Consider the following 21,794-nt stretch of genomic DNA (forward strand, 5'->3'; position numbering starts at 1 on the left):
ATAAGTTTAATCAATAAGAAGTAATGAACATGTCTCTTCCTCCTTGTCCCGTATGTAACTCAGAATTCGTGTACCAAGATCAAAATAACCTTATCTGCCCAGAATGTGCTCATGAATGGAACCCTGAAGAAGTGTTAATGGAGGCAAGAGTCATCGTAAAAGACGCGAATGGGATCTTATTAGAAGAAGGTGATAAAGTTACGGTAGCGAAAGATCTAAAAGTAAAAGGCAGTTCTTTAGTGATTAAAGTGGGTACAAAAGCGATTGTTAAACGCATCGTCGATGGAAAAGATCATCAATTAGACTGCAAGGTTGATGGCGTTGGTGAAATGATGGTTACCGCTCAGTTTGTCAAAAAGGCCTAACGGTTATGAATAATAACGGAGAGGTCATCGAAATCTTACGTCGTCGTATTCCATCATTTGAATGCACAAAAGGGTGTCACGATTGTTGTGGGCCAGTCACTGCGTCTGCGGAAGAAATGCGCCGTCTGCCTGTAAAAACAGATGCTGAGCATGACGCTGCCTTAGAAGAATATAACTGTGTTCATTTGGGGCCTAATGGTTGCACAGTGTATGAAGAGCGCCCACTAATTTGTCGCTTATTTGGTACGACACCACGAATGGCGTGTCCAAACGGCTGTCGACCAGAGGAAATGGTTGATATAGAAACTGAGCGAGGAATACATTATTTCATTAAAAATACTCGACAAGTGCTAGTCTGATAGATAATTATTCGATAACACTTGATAAGTAATAAAGAAATAAATCTAATATTTAAGCCTGTATTTATACGGGCTTTTTTTGTTTTGATAATATCTCGCGGTATTTGTAGATTGTGGAGTATTTTATTATTGTTCCACTTTATATTACGACACCTTAATTATCCCAAGCTAAGATCACATGAGTAATTATTTTTATAAAATTATGGTGACAAAAGATCAAATGTTGAGCAAAATGCGGCTCGATAATTTATAACTGAGTGTTATTGAACAATGGATATCCAACGTATTAATCCAAGCGCTAAATGGTCTGATGTAACTGTTTTTAATAAGATGGCACACTTTGTTGAAGTGCCATTTGATGAAACGGCAGATATGTTAGGTCAAGTAGAACAAGTATTTGCTCAAGCTGAAGAGATGCTAGCAAGTGTGAATAGTGACAAGTCACGCCTTGTGTCTGTGACTATCTATGTAACGGATTTTGCAAACCTAAGTATTTTAAACGAAGCGTGGATCAACTGGTTACCAGAAGGGTGCGCACCAAGTCGAGCGTGTCTAAAAGTTGAGTTGGCAGACCCTGCATACTTAGTTGAAATTGCATTCGTAGCAGCCGTTAAGTAATGTTCGGTTTCATTCGATTTTAAGATAGATAAGTAGGAGTTAAGATGTCAGGGATGACGGATTTAGATATGCTCTTAACATCAATGTCGCCACAATTTTTTTGTGCTGTGAAGGGGACCTTGTGTGATTAAGGTTAAGCGTGAATTATATGAATAAAGCAACCATTATGGGAATGATCATTTCATTTTTAGGTTTAATTGGTTTTATTACTGCGATGTCCATTGGTTCTCATTTCCCAATACATCAGTGGCCTTACCAAGTATTTCAAGGTATTGCTTTTTCTTTGTCTTTTGGACTCGGGTTACCCGTAATTATTAGTTACACCGTAACTTGTGTTTTGTTTTTTATTGTCGCGAGTGTTTTCTTTATGTTGGGTGCTAAATTATCGCATTGCCTGTTTCGTACTAAGTGATGCGTGTATTTTTAATGTAATTAGAATCAGAAGTATAATAGAGAAGAATAAAAGCAGTATATTACTATACTGCTTTTTTATTGAGATAATTACGCGTTTTTTAGCATATCTAGAGCAACCGCCTCAGCGATTTTAATTCCATCAATACCTGCAGATAAAATACCACCCGCATAACCTGCGCCTTCACCACCTGGATATAATCCTTTCGTGTTTATACTTTGAAAGTCTGGGCCACGTTTGATTTGTACTGGAGATGAGGTGCGAGTTTCAACGCCTGTTAGCATCGCGTCCTTACTGTCAAAACCACGGATTTTCTTAGCAAATGCAGGCAGAGCTTCACGAATTGCTTCAATTGCGAAATCTGGTAATGCATCACTAAGATCAGTCATTTTAACGTTAGGCTTATAAGATGGCTCAACGTTTTCAAACGGCTTACCTTTACCAGCGGCTAAGAAATCCCCAACCATTTGTGCAGGTGCGTCATAGTTGCTGCCGCCCATAACATAAGCATTGCGTTCTAGTTTACGTTGTAGAGCGATACCTTGTAGAGGATCGTTATTGAAGTCTTCAGGAGAAATACCAACCACGATTGCACTGTTTGCATTACGCTCACTACGTGAATATTGGCTCATGCCGTTGGTTACTACCGCATGTTCTTCTGACGTAGCGGCAACAACAACACCACCTGGACACATACAGAAGCTGTATACAGAGCGACCATTTTTACAGTGATGCACGAGTTTATAATCGGCGGCACCTAGAAGTGGGTGGCCTGCATTTTTACCAAAGCGAGCTTTGTCAATCATCTCTTGTTTGTGTTCAACACGGAAACCAATTGAGAATGATTGAGCGTCCATATGAACACCTTTGTCGTGTAGCATTTGGAACGTATCACGCGCACTATGACCAATCGCAGCAACAACATGTTTACTATTAATGACTTCGCCACCGTTTAGTGTCACACCTGTCACTTGTCCGTCTTCGATGTTGATTTCATCAACGCGAGTTTCAAAACGAATATCACCGCCTAGTTCAATGATTTTACTGCGCATTTGTGAAACCATCGTCACTAACTTATAAGTACCGATATGAGGTTTACTTACGTAGATGATTTCAGCAGGAGCGCCGGCTGCAACAAATTCTGTTTTTACTTTAAGTCCTAGGAAACCTGGATCTTTCACTTGGCTATATAGCTTACCATCAGAGAAAGTGCCTGCACCGCCTTCACCAAACTGAACGTTTGATTCTGTATTTAATTCACTGGTACGCCAAAAACGGAAAGTATCTTTTGCACGTTCGTGTACTGATTTACCACGTTCTAATACGATTGGTTTGAATCCCATTTGCGCTAAGATAAGAGCAACAAATAAACCACATGGACCCATACCAATAACAATAGGGCGCTCAGTTAAATCAGCAGGGGCAGTGGCAACGTATTTGTATTCTGTGTCAGGTGAAACACGAATGTTATGGTTGTCTTCAAAGTTGCTTAATAGCTGCTCTTCATTCACGTCTTGCAGGGTAATATCTAGTGTGTAGATTAAGAAAATTTGATTCTTTTTACGTGCGTCATAGCCACGTTTAAATACATGGATATCAACCAGCTGTTCTTCAGTAATAGACAGTGTGTTTAAAACGGCATTTTTCAGTTCGTCTTCACTGTGATCCAGCGGTAATTTAACTTGGTTGATACGTATCATAATTCACCTGATAGTTGGCATGAAAATAAGCGCGTAGTTTACGTGATCTATCTCAAAAATGTAATCAATATTAGCGCTTAAAAACGGCAAAAGTATTCATTTTATATCACACCATACATAGGGGCCATAAACTCTTCTCGAAGGGAGGAATAAAATCGGTTGTTTCATTCTAGATATTTAAATAGCATCACAAATTGTATCCTAAATTCATGGTAATTTATCTTGCGCTATCGTATTGATGCTGCTCAGGTTTATTGTTGTACCTATACAAGGAATTTATGATGATCCACACGATTAAAGAAACGGTATTTAGCTATCCTCAACGGTTACTTGATGATTGGATAAAAGGGAAGAAAGAGTGGTTACCTTCGAGTTTATTAACTCCTCTGGTGATTGATGAGCAACCAAATGAGTATTTTGGAGCGTATTTTGGATTATCTCAATATATGAAACAAGGGTGGTTAGGTACGCCATTTTATGCACTGGGTAATTGGGAGCTTGATAATCCACTATATACAGAAGGTCGGATCTTACTTGCTCAATACATTAATCCAAATAAGCTATCTCTCTTTAAAGGGTTACGAACAGGAATAACCTCTGGAGAGCCTGATTTGTTCTTATATAAAACAGATGGTTCTATATTGTTTGTAGTGGTAAAAAAAGAGAATGAACTTCTTTCCGATGCTGAGCTAATTTGTTTATCAAACATTAAATCAGTATTGGAATGTGATGTAGAGGTGGCTTATCTTGCAGAAGAAGGCAGTAGCTACACTCCGAAAAGTTATGATATTAAAGTTGTTCAATTTCCAAATCCATTAGGTGTTTAATGTTTTTTAGCCACAAAGTACTAGAGCATGTAATGTAAATAAACCACATGGACCAATGCATTTATGGAAAAGGATTTTCAATGCGGTTAGTTAACGTGAATTGGTTTGTTATTTTTATAGGGATGTTTAGCTCCTCAAACTCTGTTGCTGTATCTGAATTATGGCTAAATCGCTATGCTTATGATGCGATTCAACAGGGGTTTAATAACAAAGACATTTCTGTTTATCATATAAAGCGTACAAGTATAGATGACTACCCGTTAGCGGCTTATACTGATTACCGCGCTTTCTTATTTGATATAAATAACAAAACTCCTCAACAAGTGAAGCAATTCTCACAAGATTTTTTTGATTACCCATTCTCTGTATCTATACGTGCTGATTATCTTAATGCCATGATAGCCACGAGAAACTGGGCTAATCTATTAGGTTATCAGAAAGAGCTGCCTAAAGATCAACACTACCAATGTTATTACTACACAGCCTTTTATCACCAAGGCAAGAAAGAGATCGCATTTGAAGGGGCAAAAAAGTTATGGATGAATGGCAAGAGCGTCTCTAATGCTTGTAATGAGCTGTTTTCTTATTGGTCAAAGGCAGAGAGAACCGATGAAGATATCCTCCTAAGAGCACTACTTGCGGTTGATAGTCGAAATTCGAGTTTAATTACTTATCTACGTAAATTAGTTTCTACTGAGCAAAGTCGGGATACTTTGACTGAAATGGGACGTTTATATAAAGATCCAAATAAATTAATCATGCTGTTTGAGACAAAAGAAGATACGCCGTTTAATCGGGCTTATGCTCAAACGATGTTTAAACACTTAGCTCGTAATGATATCACCAAGACCTATTCAACTTTTCAGTTTTTAATAACACATTTTGAGTTTGAAAAGGGCGAATTTCAATCGGGTTTAGAATGTGCCGCAATTCGATTATTAGAAGCTAAAGATCAAGAGGTGATTGAATGGCGAGATCAAATATTTGAACAATCAAACAATGATGAAGCACTAGAGCAACGAATTCGACTAGCGATTAGAAAAGCACAGTGGCGAGATATTCAATATTGGATATTAGGATTATCAGAGCAGAAAGCTTCTTCATATCGTTGGCAGTATTGGTTAGGGCGAAGTGAGATTGAACTTGGAGATAGATTAAGTGGAGAGGCTCGGTTAAAACGCATATTGGGAGAGCGTCACTTTTATAGTATCGCAGCAGCAATTTCCCTCAATAGAGAGATTCGATATCCCATAGCAAACGTTGAGATAGATACTGAGCAATTATCCATATATCAAAGTGAGATAAATAGAGTAAATGAATTATTAAATCTCGGAAAAGAGGCTCCAGCAAAGAGTCAATGGCGGCATTTAATTAACCGAGTTCCTACAAAAGATAAAACACTGCTTACCGCTTATGCGAAGGCACAGCAGTGGCATGCCTTTACTCATGATGCGACACTCGTTGGTGAATTGTGGGATTACATTGAATTGCGCTTCCCTGTGCGATATTACGATTTATTTGAATATTATGGAAAGAAACATAACGTGGATACTATCTCGTTACTGTCATTAACACGTCAAGAGAGTAGTTTTGAACCTTTGTCTCATTCATTTGCTGGTGCTTTGGGCTTAATGCAGGTTTTACCAAGTACAGCAAGGTACATTACAGATAAATATGATATCAGTTATCAACAACGGTCAGAGTTGCTGGACGTTGAGAAGAACATTGAAATTGGCAGTCGATATCTTAGCCATTTACTTAATCGTTATGATCAAAATAGGGTCATTGCTTATGCTGCTTATAATGCTGGCCCGACAATGGCAGCAGTATGGCGGAGGCAGACAAGTCCTAACATTGACATATTCGCGTATATCGAAGGTATTTCATTTAAAGAAACCAGAGTTTATGTGAAAAATATTTTAATGTTTGAAATGTATTATCGAGAGATTATCGGGCATAAAGCTCCTTTCTTAACCCTAGATGAATTAGATTGGCATCCATAACAACGTACAGCAGTCAATGCAAAATAAAAACCAGTGACACTGTCACTATTTAGTAATTTCATGCATCCAAAAAAGAGATAGACACCAACGTTTTATCTTTCCTACTAAGGGTGAGTTAGAAGTACAGGATAAAAGTATAACTATTTAATCTGTAGGGCCGCTATTGAGTGGCCTTTTTTAATTTACTCATAAGTTAGATAGCTTTTAATCTGGCGATAAGAGTTAAAGTTAGAATTAACAATGGTCTTTTTTTGAACAGCTTACGTTATTAGTGATCGTTATTACATTATGTGCTTATAAAATCTCCTAAACTGTAAATAAGTAAACTTATTATGGGAATAAAGTCTATCTATCGTATAGCCAAGGAGGCAGTTATGGACAATGTAGCAATCGCATTACATCAATTAAATAGGGCAATAGATCTTTACTTCAATGAGCATGACTTTGTCAGTACGATTACTTTAAGCAGTGCTGCACAGGCTTTTTTTGTAAAAAGGTTATTGGCTGAAAGTCAGGTCAAAGCATGTGAAGACGTTATTTTTAATTCAAAAGCTATTTTGATGACTGAGCGATTAGATCAAAAAATGAATTTGTATGCGTCAATGTCCACAGAAGATACAAAAGAGGAATGGGAAAGTAAGGCAACGCAATTACTTATGTACTGTTGCGATAGTATCTTAACGTTAAATCTTCCTCGTAGTAAGCAAGTGATATTATTTCTTCGCTCAAAAAGTAAAAATACATACCTAGTTTCAACAATTAAATCAGTTTATATGAACCTCTCTCTAATGCGCGCTACAAGCTAAAACTTATTTATTGTCATACTCAGTAGCTAATCTTATTATTGTTGCTGATAGGGTTTATTTAGTGGGTTAAATTAGAGATATCTCTATTAGATCTACTGGGTTTAGTTATTTTGACTGATTAATAGGAGAGTATGATGAGTAATTTGTTTACCAACCTTCCTAATGAATTAAGTAATGAGGTATTTACTGATCTAGTGACAAGTCATTCAGTGCGTATAGAGAGAATAGTATCGTCAGGTCAACGTTCTCCTGAATCTGGTTGGTATGTTCAAGATGAGAATGAATGGGTTTTAGTGCTTGAAGGTTTTGGTTCGATTGCATTTGAAGATGGCACAGAGAAAACCCTATGCAAGGGAGATTACTTAACTATTCCTGCACATCAAAAACATAAAGTGAGTAAAACAGATCCTGATAACTTAACCATTTGGTTAGCGGTTTTCTATTGAGTAAATGAAGAGTATTACATTTGCGTTGGCGTTATTGTATAGCTAGTCAGTCATGAATAAGAAAAAGCCACTCACGTATTATCATGAGTGGCTTTTTTATATCTTATGTATTTAGCAGTATCAGCTCCCTTAGAAGGAAAGGAAGATACCAGCAACTGTAGCACTCATTAAGTTTGCTAATGTTGCAGCAAAGATAGCTTTCATGCCTAAGCGTGCAATATCAGGACGGCGACTAGGTACAACGCCGCCTAATCCACCCATTAACATCGCGATAGAGGTTAAGTTTGCGAAGCCACATAAAGCGAAAGTAACAATCGCTTGAGAATGTTCGCTTAATTGATCTTTAACGGCCATTAAATCAGCAAAGGCGACAAATTCATTAATCGCGATTTTCTTACCAATTAAACTTGCAGCAACCGTTGCTTCTGACCATGGAACCCCAATTAACCAGGCGATAGGGGCAAATAGGTAACCAAAAATAAGATCTAAGCTTAAGTTATCAAAACCAACCAATAGGCCAACTTTATGTAATCCACCATTAACTAGGGCAATTAAGCTAATAATAGCCAGTAAGCTTGCACCTACTGCGAAGACAATTTGTAATCCGTTTAAGGCACCTTGTGAGGCGGCATCAATGATATTTACAGGGGTATCGTCAACGGTATCTTCTTCGTATTGATCCGCTTCATTAATTTCTTCGGTTTGTGGGACAATAAGTTTGGCCATCATTAATCCAGCAGGAGCCGACATAAAGCTTGCTGCGATTAAGTAACGTAATTCAACGCCTAAGCCTGCATAACCGACCATTGTTCCGCCAGCGACAGAGGCTAAACCACCCACCATTACGGCAAATAACTCAGAACGTGACATTTTAGCAAGGAAAGGGCGAACAACTAACGGTGCTTCAACTGAGCCAACAAAGATATTAGCGGTTGCTGACATTGATTCGGTACGAGTTGTGCCAAGGAAGCGTTGTAAACCACCGCCAATAATTTTAATTATCCATCCCATGATCCCTAAATAGTAAAGAACAGAGATTAACGCAGAGAAGAAAACGATAGTAGGCAAAACGTTGACGGCAAAGATAAAGCCTAATTTGTATTGGGCTAAATCACCAAAAAGGAATTCTGTGCCTATACGGCCATAAGCAATAATGTCTGAAACAGCCATGGAGATACTATTAAGGATAGTTTGGCCAATTGGTACGTAGAGGATGAACCCGGCGAACAATAACTGAATTAGGAACGCGCCTAATACAGTGCGCCATTTGATGGCTTGTCGGTTTTCTGAAAAAAGAAACGCAATCGCGAATAGGCAAACAATGCCTAAAATACTGACCAAAAAGTTCAAGGTCAAACTCCAATAGTATTTAGTTAATGATTGCGGGGGTATTCTAGTCAAAAATAAAAGTGTGACAAGGATCAAAATGTTATTGAAACTACATAGTCATAACAAAAATGAGGTTATTTGTTTATAGTTTCATCGATAAAGGCTTAACTGAGAGCTTTGTCACATATAAAAGAGTCAGTTGTTACTATATGGGATAATGCAGCGAGTTAATTACGACTATTATCCCTTACGAGTGGTGGGTTTCCGGTTTATATAATTAACAATGATTAAAAAGTTGATTAGGTAGCGATTACACATTATCAATCTTCTCTGCATTAATGTGGTGGCGAACAAACTCCATAAAGATGTGTACTTTTTTAGCTAAGAATTTACGACGTGGATAAACAGCATAAAGAGGCATTGATTGGTTTAATTCCCAATCAGGAAGAAGTTGCACGAGCTTACCACTTCGTAGTTCATCAGAAAGCAGATAAGTCGCAATATAGCCTATACCATTACCTGATACGGTCGCGTTACGAATCGCATCGGCAGAATCAATTCGATAATTCCCTGATACTTTGATTTGTAGATTCTCATCTCCTTTATGGAAACCCCACACATTATCTTTACGCTCACGACTCATGTAGGTTAGACAGTTATGTTTTTTAAGATCGTAAGGGTGATAAGGGATCCCATGCTTAGCTAGATAGGTAGAGCTAGCGACAAGCACAAAATGACAATCAATAAGATGCCTTGCTACAAATCCTTCAGGAGGAGAATCCATCACTCCTATCCATAAGTCTAATTGCTCTGCAATCACGTCAATCTTATGATCAAACAAAGTTATCTCTATATTTAGCTGTGGATAGCGCTGATGAAGCTCAGATAAATACGGCAATATATGATTGTTTGCAAAAGACTGTGCGATGCCGACACGTAACTTACCATTTAGTGTATCTATATTAGAAAGCAGTTCGTTTTCAGCTTCATTAATTTCATCGGCGATATTGGCACAATGCACTGCGAACGATTGACCGGCTTCAGTAAGGGAAAAAGAGCGCGTAGTTCGCTGTACTAACTGGACACCTAAACGCTCTTCAAGAAGCTGAATTTGAAGACTAACTTGCGTTCTCGAAATATCCAAAAGCTGAGCGGCCTTGGTAAAGCTTTTCTGTTGAGTGAGCGCATTAAATACGATCATTTGTTTGGCTTGCTTTAACATAGGCTTCTCTATTGGTAACTTTAACAGTAAAAAGAACGTCTCTATTGTAATCGAGCGATTGAATTGAATAAAGTGAGTTGTGTCTTTGTTTTAAGTTATCTCTTGAAAAGGCATCGTTTTTTCATGATAGTGTTTAGGGATAAAAGACGGCGGCTAAGGATAATGAAATGCTATTTCCATATAAGAATATTGTTATTTTAACAGGAGCAGGGATCTCTGCTGAATCAGGAATTCAAACGTTTCGTGCAAGTGATGGCCTATGGGAAAATCATCGAATTGAAGACGTAGCGACACCGGAAGGTTTTTTAAAGGATCCTGACTTGGTTCAGAGCTTTTATAATAAACGCCGTGCTCTGTTAAAAAGTGATGAGATTCAGCCAAATGCGGCTCATAAAGCACTCGCAAAGCTTGAAAAAGAGCTTGATGGCACAGTGACTATTGTGACGCAGAATATTGATAATTTGCACGAACGTGGTGGCAGTTCAAATGTGATACATATGCATGGGGAACTGAATAAAATACGCTGTGAAGAATCAAATCAAGTGATGATGTGTACAGAGGATATTCACACAGGCGATCTCTGCCATTGTTGTCAGATCCCCGCACAATTACGACCTCATATAGTGTGGTTTGGTGAAATGCCATTAGATATGGGACAGATTCACGATGCGCTAAGTAAGGCTGATCTGTTTGTTTCAATAGGTACTTCTGGGGCGGTTTATCCGGCTGCTGGTTTTGTGCATGAAGCGAAACTTCATGGTGCTCATACGATTGAAATTAATTTAGAGCCAAGTGCTATTGATGATGAGTTTGAAGAGAAACGCTATGGAAAGGCTGGGGTGTTGGTTCCGGAGTTAGTCTTAGAGTTATTAGAGAGTTAAGTCTAATCATTAAAAAAGCCAATGAATGCTGTGATTCATTGGCTTCTTATCAGGTAACTTCTATCTTAATGATAGTTAAGTAGAATTATATTACATATCTACTTTTAGACGTTGGAAGTATTCGTCATAAAGTGTACTTGCTTCACCGACTTCATCTTGCCATTCGCCTGAATCCATTACTTCTTGTGGTGGGAAGATGTTTGGGTCATTAGCAAAACTTTTTGGAAGAAGAGGGTATGCTGATTTAACTGGAGTAGGATAACCTATTTCTAATGCAATTTTTGCTGCATTTTCAGGACGAAGTAGGAAATCCATCATTTGATGAGCAGCATCTACGTTTTTAGCCCTAGCTGGAATTGCTAGGCTGTCCATCCAGAAAATAGTGCCTTTATCTGGCCATACGATTTGAATGTTAGCACCTTCTTCACGAGCCATGTAAGCTGAGCCATTCCAAAGCATACCAACACTTGTTTCACCCGCTAGATATGGGTTCGCAGGGAAATCAGAGTTAAATACTAATACATTTGGCATCAGTTTTTTAAGCTCTTCATAAGCAGCTTTGATTTCATCAGGATTGGTTGTATTTGCTGAGTAACCAAGTTTTGTTAAAGCGATGTGGAACACTTCACGTGAGTCATCCATCATCATTAACTGGCCTTGCCACTTTTCATCCCAGAAATTATTCCAAGAGTGAAGATCATTCGGGTTCATTATATCAGCATTAACACCGATACCTGTTGCCCCCCAAATATAAGGAATAGAGTAGTTGTTATTTGGATCAAACGGCTTATTTAAGTAGTTCGGGTCTAAATCTTTAAAATGAGCCAGTTTTATTTTATCAATTTTTTGTAGCATACCTTCTTTGCGCATTTTAGACACAAAGTAAGTTGAAGGAACAATTAGATCATACCCAGAACCTTGAGTTTTTAACTTGGCATACATGCTTTCGTTAGACTCATAAGTTGAATAATAGACTTTGATACCTGTTTCCTTGGTAAAGTCTTCTAGTACTTCATTAGGGATGTATTCTGACCAGTTGTAAAAATAGAGCTCTTTATCTGCAGCTTGTACATTACCAGCAATTAAGGCTGCAGCGCACAGTCCTGTAGAGACGAGAGTGGTCCACTTTTTCATTTCCTTCTCCTATATCAGAGGGATTTCCATTAATAAGGCGAATATTATAACAATAATTGAGACTGACTTCATGGGTTTATAAATCAAGGGTTTGATATAGATTAGTTTTTAAGAAAAGAAAGAGGTAGGTAAAGGTGAATATACGTATTTATAAATATAAAAATGGCAGCGTAAACGCTGCCATTAGTTAAGGTCAGTAAAGGGTTAGGTTACTGTCCGGCTTTCAGTTTTAAAAAGTACTCTTCGTATTTCACTGTCATATCACCAACAGCAGATTGCCATTCAACGCGGTCAAGATCTTCTTGAGATGGGAACAGTGGAGCAACATCTTTAAATTTATCGTTTGATGCTTTAACTGCTGTTAAGTAGCCTGTATCACCTGAAATACGTGCTGCAATTTCTGGGCGAAGTAGGAAGTCGATCATCTTATGTGATGCTTCTACGTTTTTTGCACCAGATGGAATTGCAAAGTTATCAACCCAACCAATGCCACCTTCTTTAGGGAAGATCAGTTTAATTGGTAAGCCTTCAGCTTGTGCAGCAGCTGCAGAACCATTCCAAAGCATACCAAGACCAACTTCGCCAGCCATGTAAGGTGCTGCCGGGTTATCTGAGTTAAATACTAATACGTTTGGCATTAGTTTTTGCAGCTCAGCGTAAGCTTCGTCAATTTCTTTTGGATTTGTAGAGTTACCTGAGTAACCTAATTTACGTAATGCAATGTGGAATACTTCACGAGTATCATCCATTAACATTAATTGACCTTCAAACTCTGGGTTCCAAAGATCGCCCCAGCTATTGAAGTCATCTGGGTTGTACATTTCTGTGTTTACAGCAAGACCTGTAATAGCAACTACGTGTGGGATAGAGTATTCATTTTTTGGATCGAATGCTTTATCTAGGTAGTTTGCATCTAAGCCATTAAAGTTTGAAATTTTTGATTTATCAATTGGTTGTAGCATTTTTTCGTCGCGCATTTTTGCAACGAAATAAGTTGAAGGAACAACAAGATCGTAACCTTTGTTATGAGCCTTCATTTTCGCGTATAAAGTTTCATTAGACTCATAAGTAGAGTAGATAACCTTAATACCCGTTTCTTTAGTAAATTCTTCTAAAATATCACTGTTGATGTATGGTCCCCAGTTCATGAATACCAATTCATCATTTTCTTTTGCGTTAGCAACATTCATTGTTAGTGCTAAAGCACAGGCGGTTCCAGTAAAAAACGCAGCCATTTTGTTCATTGATAGACTCTCCATTAGAGTGATAAAAAAGAAGACATGTCGAACAAAAGGCATGTCTTCCAGATTCTATTGTTTATATTAAACAATTGATTTTAAATTTAATTTATAACTTACTTTATTTTTTCTCTTGCTAGTAATTGAGATAGTACAACTAAAGCAAGTGAAACAATTAACATTACTGTCGCTAGGGCATTCACCTCAGGTGAAATACCAACTTTTACCATTGAGTAAATCTTCAGTGGTAAAATTTCGTAAGTTGGACCCGTAACAAATGAACTAATAATTACGTCATCAAGAGATAAAGTAAAGCTCAATAGCCAACCTGCAGCAACGGCTGGTTTTGCAAGCGGTAAGATAATCTGTTTTAAAATTACCCATTCACTTGCACCTAAATCACGGGCAGCTTCTAGCATCTTCACATCAAAACCTTTTAAACGGCTATAAACTGTTACAACCACGAATGGTAAACAGAAAGTGATGTGAGCAATCAATAGTGTTAAAAAACCAAGCTCAAAACCGATTACAAGGAAAATAGCCAGTAATGAAATTGCCATTACGATATCAGGAGACATCATCACAACAAACAATAAACCGTTAACGAATTTCTTGCCTTTAAATTGGTAACGGAATAGGGCAACTGCCGTTAAGCTACCAATGATGGTTGCTGCTGTACCTGAAATCACGGCAATAGTGATAGAGTGCCAAGCCGCTTGCATTAAACTGTCATTATTTAATAGCGCTTCATACCATTTAGTTGTGAAGCCGCCCCATTTCATGCCAAATTTACTTGCGTTAAATGAGTTCACAATCAAAACGATGATTGGTAGGTATAAGAAAATATATACCAAGCTCATGAAACTGAATTTTATTGTGCGTCCCATTAATCTAGATCCGCCTTTTTATTTAATAACTTGCCTGCACGATAGTATGCGTACAGCATCAATGCCATTGCTAAGGTTAGGGCAATACTGGTTGCTGCACCAAATGGCCAGTCACGAGCATTAAGAACCTGACTCTTAATAACGTTACCAATTAATAGGTTTTTCGCGCCACCTAATAGATCAGAAATGTAGAACATCCCTAATGCAGGTAGAAGAACTAACAGACACCCACCGATAATTCCTGGCATTGTTAGTGGCAAAACAATCTTCCATAATGTTTGAAGTTTGTTTGCACCTAAATCACGAGCAGCCTCTAAGTATGTACCATCCAGTTTTTCAATGGCTGAATACAGTGGCAAGATCATAAAAGGCAATAGGATATAGACCAAACCAATCATAACTGCACTTTCTGTGTACATAATACGCATTGGTTTATCGATGATATCCATAGCAATTAAGCTTTTATTCAAGATACCTTGTGTACCTAACACTATTTTTAACCCGTAAGTACGGATCAACGAGTTAGTCCAAAAAGGAACAATGATTAAAAACAGCATAAATGGACGCCACTTTTCTGGCATTTTTGCAACAATGTAAGCGAATGGGTAACCCACAACTAAACATATTAGCGTTGCAACAATGGCCATATAAAATGAGTGCCACAGTACTTTTGCATATAGAGGATCAAAAAGACGTAGATAGTTATCCATCGTAAACGTCATTTCAATTAAATTTGCTTCATCACGAGTTAAGAAACTAGTGCCAATAATCATTACATTTGGAATGAAAACGAACAGCAGTAACCAAGTTACGATAATTGTGATGATGATATTTTGGAGATTAAACTTCTTGTTCATCTGCTAACACCACTTCCCAGCTTTCAACCCAAGTAATTGCTACTTTTTGACCTAAAGAGTGATCAACATCTGGATCATCTTCATTAAAGAACTCACTGATCATTACTCTCATACCTGAATCTAATTCAAGTACAGAATCTAATGTCATCCCTTTGTAGGTACGTTCACGAACGTAACCTGTGATGCCTTTAGTATCTGATTCTTTAATTTCTTCAAGTCGTAAATCTTCAGGACGCAGCAATACTTTTACTTTGTCACCAGGATTAACATCCAGATCACAGTAAACAATTGCAGAGGTATCTTCGATTTCAGCTTTAATGCGCTGTTCATCAAGGCGTTCTAGCACAGTCGCTGCGAACACGTTGATTTCACCGATAAAGCGGGCAACGAATAAGTTCTTAGGTTCTTCGTAAATTTCACGAGGCGTTCCGTCTTGTTCGATAACACCATCACGCATTACAATAATACGGTCTGACATCGAAAGAGCTTCTTCCTGATCGTGAGTTACAAAGATAAAAGTAATACCCAGCTGACGTTGTAATTGTTTAAGCTCAATTTGCATCTGTTTACGTAATTTGTAATCAAGAGCAGATAAAGATTCATCTAATAATAGAACCTTTGGCTTATTTACTACTGCGCGTGCAATAGCAATACGTTGTTGTTGTCCACCAGATAACTGATGAGGTTTACGATTTGCCATTTGCGCTAGTCGAACCATCTGTAACGCTTCGGTTACGCGAGGTTCAATTTCATTACTTGGCACATTTTGCATACGTAGACCAAACGCAACGTTTTCAAATACCGTCATATGTGGGAATAGGGCATAGCTTTGGAATACGGTATTCACATGCCTCTGTTCTGCGGGTATTGACGTTACATCTGTCGAATCCAGTAAAATTGTTCCTGCATCTGCGGTTTCAAAACCTGCGATCATGCGTAACACTGTGGTTTTACCACAACCTGATGGGCCAAGAATGGTTAAAAATTCGCCGTGATTTACATCTAAATCAAATTTAGAGATCACTTCTTTGCCATCAAAACTTTTTGAAATGCCTGTTAATTTAATAACGGCTTCTTTTTCGGATTGTTGTGTAACGTTCAATGTCTTTTTATCTCCGCCTTGGGTAGTGATACCGCGCTTAGTGTTATGAATATAAGATGGGGTTTCGGGCGCATAATAGACCCCAAGTTACGATATGAAAAGGGTTTTTTATTTGATTATTCAATTTTTTTTATTACACGGCATCATTTACTGGTTTCGTGTACATAACTTGAGCTTTATTATAAACAAAAATCAGTACGCTGGTCTATTTTGTTACGATTAAAAATCATTATTCTTAAAGGAATCGTAAATTTCTTTTTTTGGCTACTGCACTAAGTGAATGAACACCGTATAATCGCAGCATGTTTTATTGTGGTACACAGAAATGAGCGATCAACTAAAAGAAAAAACCTTTCTTCTTGGTGGAAGTATTGAGAAAGCAATCTCAGGGCAAGTAGAATTAAGTCCTGTAAGCGTGCTCCAAGAGGCTTGGAAGAATACCGTTACGCATTTTTTTACGTTTTCTCCAGCTATCTTATTATTAACCTTTTCTTATATGGCGGTATTTTTTATAGCCTTACAAGTTCAACTCGGTGATCCCGCTGTGTTATTTCATGCTTTTTTAGGTGAAACAGAGCTAACGACTCAAATTTCGTATGCGGCATTCGTTGCTGGTTTGAGTGCTCAAGTCATCGTTTCGCCATTAACCGCTGGCGCTAGCTTAATGGGTATGAGCCATGCTGCGGGGTTGAAGTGTCGTTCAAGCTATATATTTAAGGGCATTGCATCTGCAGGAATGGTTGCGCTAGTGACTATTCTTTCTGAAGTTCTTCAGGGGTTAGTGAATATTTATTTACCTATGATAGCCTTGTATTTATCGATGGCCTTTGGTTTTGCTCTATTATTAGTGTGTGAGAAAAAAGTGCCACCACTACAAGCGCTGTTACTTTCTTTTAGAGCAACAAATAAAAAATTAACGTCGATGCTACTTATCCATGTTGTTATCATGTTAGCTTTAGTTTTTGGTATCGCATTATATGGTGTTGGTTTACTCGTGGTTATGCCATTTATCTTTAATGTAAAAGGGATCCTATATCGAAATATGTTCGGGATTACATTAAAAGTAATGGTGACAGATGATGACGATAGTAATAATGACAATAACGATGGTGAGAGTGATAACCGTCCAAAGAAAGATGTAAACCATAATATTTTCAACGCGTGAGTATTAAAAATGATTAAAAAAATTCTGATCTTATCAACAGTACTAATGATTGCGGCATGTACACCAAAAGAAGACGTGCCTGATTTTAAAGCTTTTACTGATGTAAAAGAGAAAAAAGCGGCTTTCTTTAACTTTATGTATCCAGCAGTTATTGCTGAAAATGCTCGCGTAAAAGAAGAACGTGAATTCTTAGAGTCATTAGTGATGAAACTAGATAATGACACTGACGTTTCTTCTAAAGAGCTAGAGCGAGCAACAGAATTATCTACTTTGTATAAAGAGACATTGACTGACACTGGTATTACTGCTGATTGGGTCAATGCAATGCTTGTTAAGGTTGACTATATTCCAGCGCCACTTGTATTAAGCCAAGGTGCGAATGAATCAGCGTGGGGGACTTCTCGTTTTGCTCGTGAAGCCAATAATTACTTTGGCCAATGGTGTTACACTAAAGGTTGTGGAGTCGTGCCAAGTAAGCGTAATGAAGGTGCTGCTCATGAAGTTGCCAAGTTTGATTCATCTCAAGGCGCTGTACATGCGTATTTTATGAATGTAAATCGTAATAATGCGTATGCAGAACTTCGTATTATTCGAGCAAAGCTACATAGTTCTCCTGAAGCGCTAACACCAGAACAAGAAGCGAATGCGTTAGCAAATGGACTCATTCGTTACTCTGAACGTGGCGAAGCTTACGTTGAAGAGATCCAAGCGATGATCCGACATAATAGTCAGTATTGGAGATAAAATGAAAAAATGGATTGGTGCGGCAACGTTATCACTGTTGTGTTTGGCGTTACCAGTTAAAGCTGAACAGTATCGTTTTACCTATTCGAAACTGTATTACCAGTTAAAAGTGAATCAAAAAGAAGGCCATGATAACGTTCGCATGGCACTGTTTTTTAATGACTCACAAACGGGTAAAGCGTGTCATATAACAAAAGCATGGATGGAAAAAGAAGAGCATTATGAGGAATTTACAATCCCAAGTAGTCAGGAATTACCTCTTCCAATTGATGACAATCTAAAATCAGCCAATCCATTGGTTTATATTCAAACAGAAGAAGGTAAGCAATGCGATATTTCGATGGAAGTATTAGCAGATAAAGCATTATCTGGTTCTGTTAGCTTTACTGACTTGGTTTTATTAACGACTGAAATGGATGTGATGCTTTCTGATATTGGTGGGATGTTCTCTAAATATTTCATGCCAGATGTTGAAGGGGTTCGCTTTGTTTTTAGTGACAATGTAACGTCTTCAATTAAAGTTTCTGATGGTACGGTTATTCCTGTTGAAAATGCAAAAGCGACGATTGATCTTAGAAAGTTTAATGAGAGCGTTTCTTTTGAGTTACCAGCAACAACATTGAAAGTAACCCCATGGCTTGTGAAATAATATCAAGTTATACCAATGAAATATTAATTAGATAACTACTGGTTTTGGTTGATTAAATAGATAAAAAATGGCGCTACTTATTATTAAGTAGCGCCATTTTTATTGTCTGTAGTTATATCAACAAGACTACTGAATGTTAACGACATCTAGTTGAAGAGATGGGTCAAACTCGGTAACAGCATCATCACTATCAATAGTTTGAACTGGCATTTCTTCTTTATCAAAACCGATATCACCACCATTAATGATCCCAGAGTCACGATTGATGCTCTTAAAATCAAACATGTTAAAATCTGCAAGGTGGCTTGGAACTACGTTTTGCATCGCAGTAAACATAGATTCAATACGTCCTGGGTATTGTGTATCCCAAGTATTTAGCATTTGCTTGATATTTTGACGCTGCATATTTGGTTGTGAACCACAAAGGTTACAAGGAATAATAGGGTAGTCAGCCATGTCAGCGTATTTGATAATGTCTTTTTCACGACAGTAAGCTAGCGGACGGATAACAACGTGCTCGCCATTATCAGAAACTAGCTTTGGTGGCATACCTTTCAGTTTTCCGCCGTAGAACATGTTTAAGAACATGGTTTCTAAAATATCATCACGGTGGTGTCCAAGTGCAATTTTAGTTGCGCCTAGTTCTTTTGCTGTGCGATATAAAATACCACGACGTAAACGTGAGCATAAAGAACAAGTTGTTTTACCTTCAACCAGCTTATCTTGAACAATCGAATAAGTATCTTCTTCTACGATCTTGTATTCAACACCTAGTTTTTCTAGGTACTCTGGTAAAATTTCCGAAGGAAAACCTGGTTGCTTTTGATCAAGGTTCACTGCGATTAGATCAAATGAGATAGGCGCGCTTTTCTTTAAGCCCATAAGAATATCAAGCATGGTAAAGCTATCTTTACCACCAGATAGACAAACCATGATGCGGTCGCCATCTTCAATCATATTGTAATCAGCGATAGCATTACCTGTATTACGACGGATTTTCTTTTGAAGTTTATTGAAATTGAATTGCTGCGCTTTGGTTAATTCGCTCATTTATTTACTCTAACCTAATGATGGAACCGATAAGGCGGGTATTATACCCAATCAAGATCAATATGCGAGTTTAACAAAGATTATTTTAAGAAGGAAAGTTGAGGGCTAATAAATAGCCCTCAACTTGATTAGATGTGATTAGGATCTAATGGACTTATGTAGCCATCGGGTTTTAGGGCTAAGATATCGCTGTTTAGTAAATTAAGTGTGTTTTCAGCGGTATTACCAATAAAGATAGCAGATAAACCAGTTCGTCCTGTTGTCCCTAGAATGACAAGTCCTGCGTGCAGTTCATCTTCGACTTCAGAAATGACTTCTTCTGTTTGTCCTTCATAAACATGAGTTTGCTCTTCTGGTAGAGCATATTTTTGACGAAGTGCTTTAATTTGGGTTAAGTGGTGTCCACGTATTGCATCTTTGTATTGAACAACATCAAATTCAGGAAGCTCTGCATGTATCGATGGTGGCGTCGATGGATAGGCATTAACTAAGTGTGGTGTTGAATTTAGGATGTCAGCAAAGTAAATCGCTTCTTCAACCATTTTATCATTAAGTTGTAGGTGTGCAGGGTTTTCAGAGCCAACATGTACAGACGCAAGAATATTTCCATTATCAGGCCAAGATCTTTCTTTTACTAAAAGAACAGGAATAGGGGATTTACGCAATAAATGCCAATCAGTCGGGGTAAAGAAGACCGTTTCTAATTTTGCATGTTCGCGAGTTGATTTAACCAATAATTGATAACCACCCTCAAAAATTTCATTGATGATCGCTTCATATGGTCGATTGTGCCACACCATTTTGACCGCAATAGTGATGTGTTCAGGAACATCATAGCTTTCAACAATATCGTCTAATAGTTTGGTTTTTTGTGCAACAACACCATTTCTCATTGCTGTTCTTTCATCGGCAGAAAGCATTGATGTCATTTCATAGGAGAAATCATAGGTTGTGCAGAATAGGGTTACTTGAGATGGCTTGGTACTGCGTTTAGCAATCTCTAATGCACGATCGAGAGCAGGTTGCTCACTTTGTTCAATGACCCCAGCAACGAGTATTTTACGGTAGCGGTTCATACTAACCTCCCTTGGTAAAAACCAAATACATAAAACTGTTCTGATGTATTTACTTTAGCAGTTTAGCCGGAGATTTGTTGGCTTAGAATACAAAAAAGTGAGGTACATCAAGAGATATACCTCACTTTTAATTGTTTATTTAAGATGGTTTATTTGATTTCTTTAGCAGAGCCAGCAAGTTCTGCTAATGCATCATGATCATTGATCGTAATGTATTTCCCCTTAACCGTTAGCATTTCTGTTTTTTGGAAACGACCAAGTAAACGGCTAATAGTTTCAACGGTTAAACCAAGGTAGTTACCAATATCACCACGAGTCATGGTTAAACGAAATTCTCTTGGAGAAAAACCACGTTGATGGAAACGAGTCGATAGGTTGTATAAGAAAGCCGCTAAACGCTCTTCTGCATTTTTCTTAGACAGTAACAAGATCATTTCTTGATCGCCTTTAATTTCATTACTCATTAAACGCATAATTTGTTGGCGTAGCTTTGGCATTTTGCCTGATAAATCATCAAGAATCTCGTATGGGATCTCGCAAACCATTGATGTTTCTAGCGCTTGAGCAAAGCTTGGGTGTTCCGCGTCAGTAATAGCATCAAACCCAACGAGGTCACCAGCTAAATGGAAAGCAGTAATCTGCTCGTCACCTTGCTCTGTGATAGTATAGCTTTTGATCGTACCTGAACGAATCGCATACAATGAATGTAACTCATCACCGGCTTTAAATAACTCTTGGCCTTTTTGAATTGGTTTTTTACGCTCAATGATTTCATCAAGTTGATCTAATTCTGATTCATTTAAAGTAAATGGAATACATAATTGACTGATACTGCAATCTTGGCAGTGAATAGCACATCCGCCTGATTGGATTCGTTTGTTTGCTGAGTTATCTGACATCATCTGATTCAATGCTCTTATAATT

At 37.9% G+C, this 21,794-nt stretch carries 24 protein-coding genes; 13 read left to right on the forward strand and 11 right to left on the reverse strand.

All coding sequences use genetic code 11. From position 1 onward, the window contains the following. The first annotated feature begins 29 nt into the window (after positions 1 to 29). The 4 genes from PVK62_RS02265 (at position 30) to PVK62_RS02280 (ending at position 1,754) form a co-directional block, all read left to right on the forward strand. Positions 30 to 365, forward strand: coding sequence for a zinc ribbon domain-containing protein YjdM (locus PVK62_RS02265; protein ID WP_274443166.1), 336 nt, complete (start codon positions 30 to 32; stop codon positions 363 to 365). A 5-nt stretch (positions 366 to 370) separates the two neighbouring features. Beyond that, positions 371 to 724, forward strand: a complete 354-nt coding sequence (locus PVK62_RS02270) for a YkgJ family cysteine cluster protein (RefSeq protein ID WP_274443165.1) — start codon at positions 371 to 373, stop codon at positions 722 to 724. Positions 725 to 994: 270 nt separating this feature from the next. Beyond that, positions 995 to 1,342: a RidA family protein gene (locus tag PVK62_RS02275; protein WP_122034711.1), complete on the forward strand. Its 348-nt coding sequence runs from the start codon at positions 995 to 997 to the stop codon at positions 1,340 to 1,342. A gap of 148 nt (positions 1,343 to 1,490) precedes the next feature. Next, positions 1,491 to 1,754: a hypothetical protein gene (locus PVK62_RS02280; protein WP_274443163.1), complete on the forward strand. Its 264-nt coding sequence runs from the start codon at positions 1,491 to 1,493 to the stop codon at positions 1,752 to 1,754. An 89-nt stretch (positions 1,755 to 1,843) separates the two neighbouring features. Here the strand turns inward: PVK62_RS02280 and PVK62_RS02285 are convergent, their stop codons facing one another. Beyond that, positions 1,844 to 3,454 (reverse strand): NAD(P)/FAD-dependent oxidoreductase, encoded by a 1,611-nt coding sequence (locus PVK62_RS02285; protein WP_274443162.1) that lies wholly within the window; start codon positions 3,452 to 3,454, stop codon positions 1,844 to 1,846. A 281-nt stretch (positions 3,455 to 3,735) separates the two neighbouring features. Between PVK62_RS02285 and PVK62_RS02290 the strand changes: the two genes are divergently transcribed. The 4 genes from PVK62_RS02290 to PVK62_RS02305 all read left to right on the forward strand — a co-directional run bounded on the left by PVK62_RS02290 (position 3,736) and on the right by PVK62_RS02305 (position 7,536). After that, complete coding sequence (locus PVK62_RS02290; protein ID WP_274443263.1) at positions 3,736 to 4,281, forward strand: VRR-NUC domain-containing protein; 546 nt, start codon at positions 3,736 to 3,738, stop codon at positions 4,279 to 4,281. A gap of 80 nt (positions 4,282 to 4,361) precedes the next feature. Continuing rightward, entirely contained in the window at positions 4,362 to 6,284 is a 1,923-nt protein-coding gene (locus PVK62_RS02295) for a transglycosylase SLT domain-containing protein (protein ID WP_274443161.1), read from the forward strand. A gap of 374 nt (positions 6,285 to 6,658) precedes the next feature. Further along, positions 6,659 to 7,090: a hypothetical protein gene (locus PVK62_RS02300; protein WP_274443160.1), complete on the forward strand. Its 432-nt coding sequence runs from the start codon at positions 6,659 to 6,661 to the stop codon at positions 7,088 to 7,090. Positions 7,091 to 7,224: 134 nt separating this feature from the next. After that, entirely contained in the window at positions 7,225 to 7,536 is a 312-nt protein-coding gene (locus PVK62_RS02305; RefSeq protein WP_274443159.1) for a cupin domain-containing protein, read from the forward strand. A gap of 129 nt (positions 7,537 to 7,665) precedes the next feature. Here PVK62_RS02305 and PVK62_RS02310 read toward each other — a convergent pair whose 3' ends face one another. Beyond that, positions 7,666 to 8,886, reverse strand: coding sequence for a NupC/NupG family nucleoside CNT transporter (locus PVK62_RS02310; RefSeq protein ID WP_274443158.1), 1,221 nt, complete (start codon positions 8,884 to 8,886; stop codon positions 7,666 to 7,668). A gap of 289 nt (positions 8,887 to 9,175) precedes the next feature. Then, entirely contained in the window at positions 9,176 to 10,087 is a 912-nt protein-coding gene (locus tag PVK62_RS02315) for a LysR family transcriptional regulator (RefSeq protein ID WP_274443157.1), read from the reverse strand. Here PVK62_RS02315 and PVK62_RS17685 point away from each other — a divergent pair. Both PVK62_RS17685 and cobB read left to right on the forward strand, forming a co-directional pair. Further along, positions 10,044 to 10,154 (forward strand): DUF3894 domain-containing protein, encoded by a 111-nt coding sequence (locus PVK62_RS17685; protein ID WP_443111751.1) that lies wholly within the window; start codon positions 10,044 to 10,046, stop codon positions 10,152 to 10,154. The two genes, PVK62_RS02315 and PVK62_RS17685, sit on opposite strands and share 44 nt — an antisense overlap. A 100-nt stretch (positions 10,155 to 10,254) precedes the next feature. Beyond that, positions 10,255 to 10,968, forward strand: a complete 714-nt coding sequence (gene cobB, locus PVK62_RS02320) for a Sir2 family NAD+-dependent deacetylase (protein ID WP_274443156.1) — start codon at positions 10,255 to 10,257, stop codon at positions 10,966 to 10,968. Positions 10,969 to 11,058: 90 nt separating this feature from the next. Here the strand turns inward: cobB and PVK62_RS02325 are convergent, their stop codons facing one another. From PVK62_RS02325 to potA, 5 genes are all read right to left on the reverse strand, one after another. Then, positions 11,059 to 12,102 (reverse strand): extracellular solute-binding protein, encoded by a 1,044-nt coding sequence (locus PVK62_RS02325; protein WP_274443155.1) that lies wholly within the window; start codon positions 12,100 to 12,102, stop codon positions 11,059 to 11,061. A gap of 209 nt (positions 12,103 to 12,311) precedes the next feature. After that, positions 12,312 to 13,346: an extracellular solute-binding protein gene (locus PVK62_RS02330; protein ID WP_274443154.1), complete on the reverse strand. Its 1,035-nt coding sequence runs from the start codon at positions 13,344 to 13,346 to the stop codon at positions 12,312 to 12,314. 110 nt (positions 13,347 to 13,456) lie between these two features. Further along, the gene (gene potC / locus PVK62_RS02335) at positions 13,457 to 14,227 is read right to left on the reverse strand and encodes a spermidine/putrescine ABC transporter permease PotC (protein WP_274443153.1); all 771 of its coding nucleotides are present in this window, start codon (positions 14,225 to 14,227) and stop codon (positions 13,457 to 13,459) included. Next, positions 14,227 to 15,084, reverse strand: coding sequence for a spermidine/putrescine ABC transporter permease PotB (gene potB / locus PVK62_RS02340; RefSeq protein ID WP_274443152.1), 858 nt, complete (start codon positions 15,082 to 15,084; stop codon positions 14,227 to 14,229). The genes potC and potB overlap by 1 nt, the downstream gene beginning before the upstream one ends. Continuing rightward, a complete protein-coding gene (gene potA, locus PVK62_RS02345; RefSeq protein WP_274443151.1) occupies positions 15,068 to 16,186 on the reverse strand; it encodes a spermidine/putrescine ABC transporter ATP-binding protein PotA in 1,119 nt (372 codons plus the stop codon). The genes potB and potA overlap by 17 nt, the downstream gene beginning before the upstream one ends. Before the next feature lie 325 nt (positions 16,187 to 16,511). On the opposite strand from potA, the gene PVK62_RS02350 reads away from it, so the two are divergent. Genes PVK62_RS02350 through PVK62_RS02360 form a run of 3 tightly spaced genes read left to right on the forward strand, consistent with a single transcriptional unit; the run spans position 16,512 to position 18,744 of the window. Then, positions 16,512 to 17,351 carry a hypothetical protein gene (locus PVK62_RS02350; protein ID WP_274443150.1) on the forward strand — a complete coding sequence of 280 codons (840 nt, stop codon included), beginning with the start codon at positions 16,512 to 16,514 and terminating at the stop codon, positions 17,349 to 17,351. Positions 17,352 to 17,360: 9 nt separating this feature from the next. Next, the gene (locus tag PVK62_RS02355; RefSeq protein ID WP_274443148.1) at positions 17,361 to 18,095 is read left to right on the forward strand and encodes a glucosaminidase domain-containing protein; all 735 of its coding nucleotides are present in this window, start codon (positions 17,361 to 17,363) and stop codon (positions 18,093 to 18,095) included. Position 18,096: 1 nt separating this feature from the next. Then, the gene (locus PVK62_RS02360) at positions 18,097 to 18,744 is read left to right on the forward strand and encodes a DUF2987 domain-containing protein (RefSeq protein WP_274443147.1); all 648 of its coding nucleotides are present in this window, start codon (positions 18,097 to 18,099) and stop codon (positions 18,742 to 18,744) included. Between the two features lie 126 nt (positions 18,745 to 18,870). Here the strand turns inward: PVK62_RS02360 and ttcA are convergent, their stop codons facing one another. The 3 genes from ttcA to PVK62_RS02375 form a co-directional block, all read right to left on the reverse strand. After that, the gene (gene ttcA, locus PVK62_RS02365) at positions 18,871 to 19,794 is read right to left on the reverse strand and encodes a tRNA 2-thiocytidine(32) synthetase TtcA (protein WP_274443146.1); all 924 of its coding nucleotides are present in this window, start codon (positions 19,792 to 19,794) and stop codon (positions 18,871 to 18,873) included. 128 nt (positions 19,795 to 19,922) lie between these two features. Beyond that, positions 19,923 to 20,870, reverse strand: a complete 948-nt coding sequence (gene uspE / locus PVK62_RS02370) for a universal stress protein UspE (protein ID WP_274443145.1) — start codon at positions 20,868 to 20,870, stop codon at positions 19,923 to 19,925. Between the two features lie 149 nt (positions 20,871 to 21,019). Further along, entirely contained in the window at positions 21,020 to 21,772 is a 753-nt protein-coding gene (locus PVK62_RS02375) for an FNR family transcription factor (protein WP_274443144.1), read from the reverse strand. Positions 21,773 to 21,794: the final 22 nt, after the last annotated feature.

It is taken from the genome of Aliivibrio sp. S3MY1, assembly GCF_028765575.1.
GTDB lineage: Bacteria > Pseudomonadota > Gammaproteobacteria > Enterobacterales > Vibrionaceae > Aliivibrio.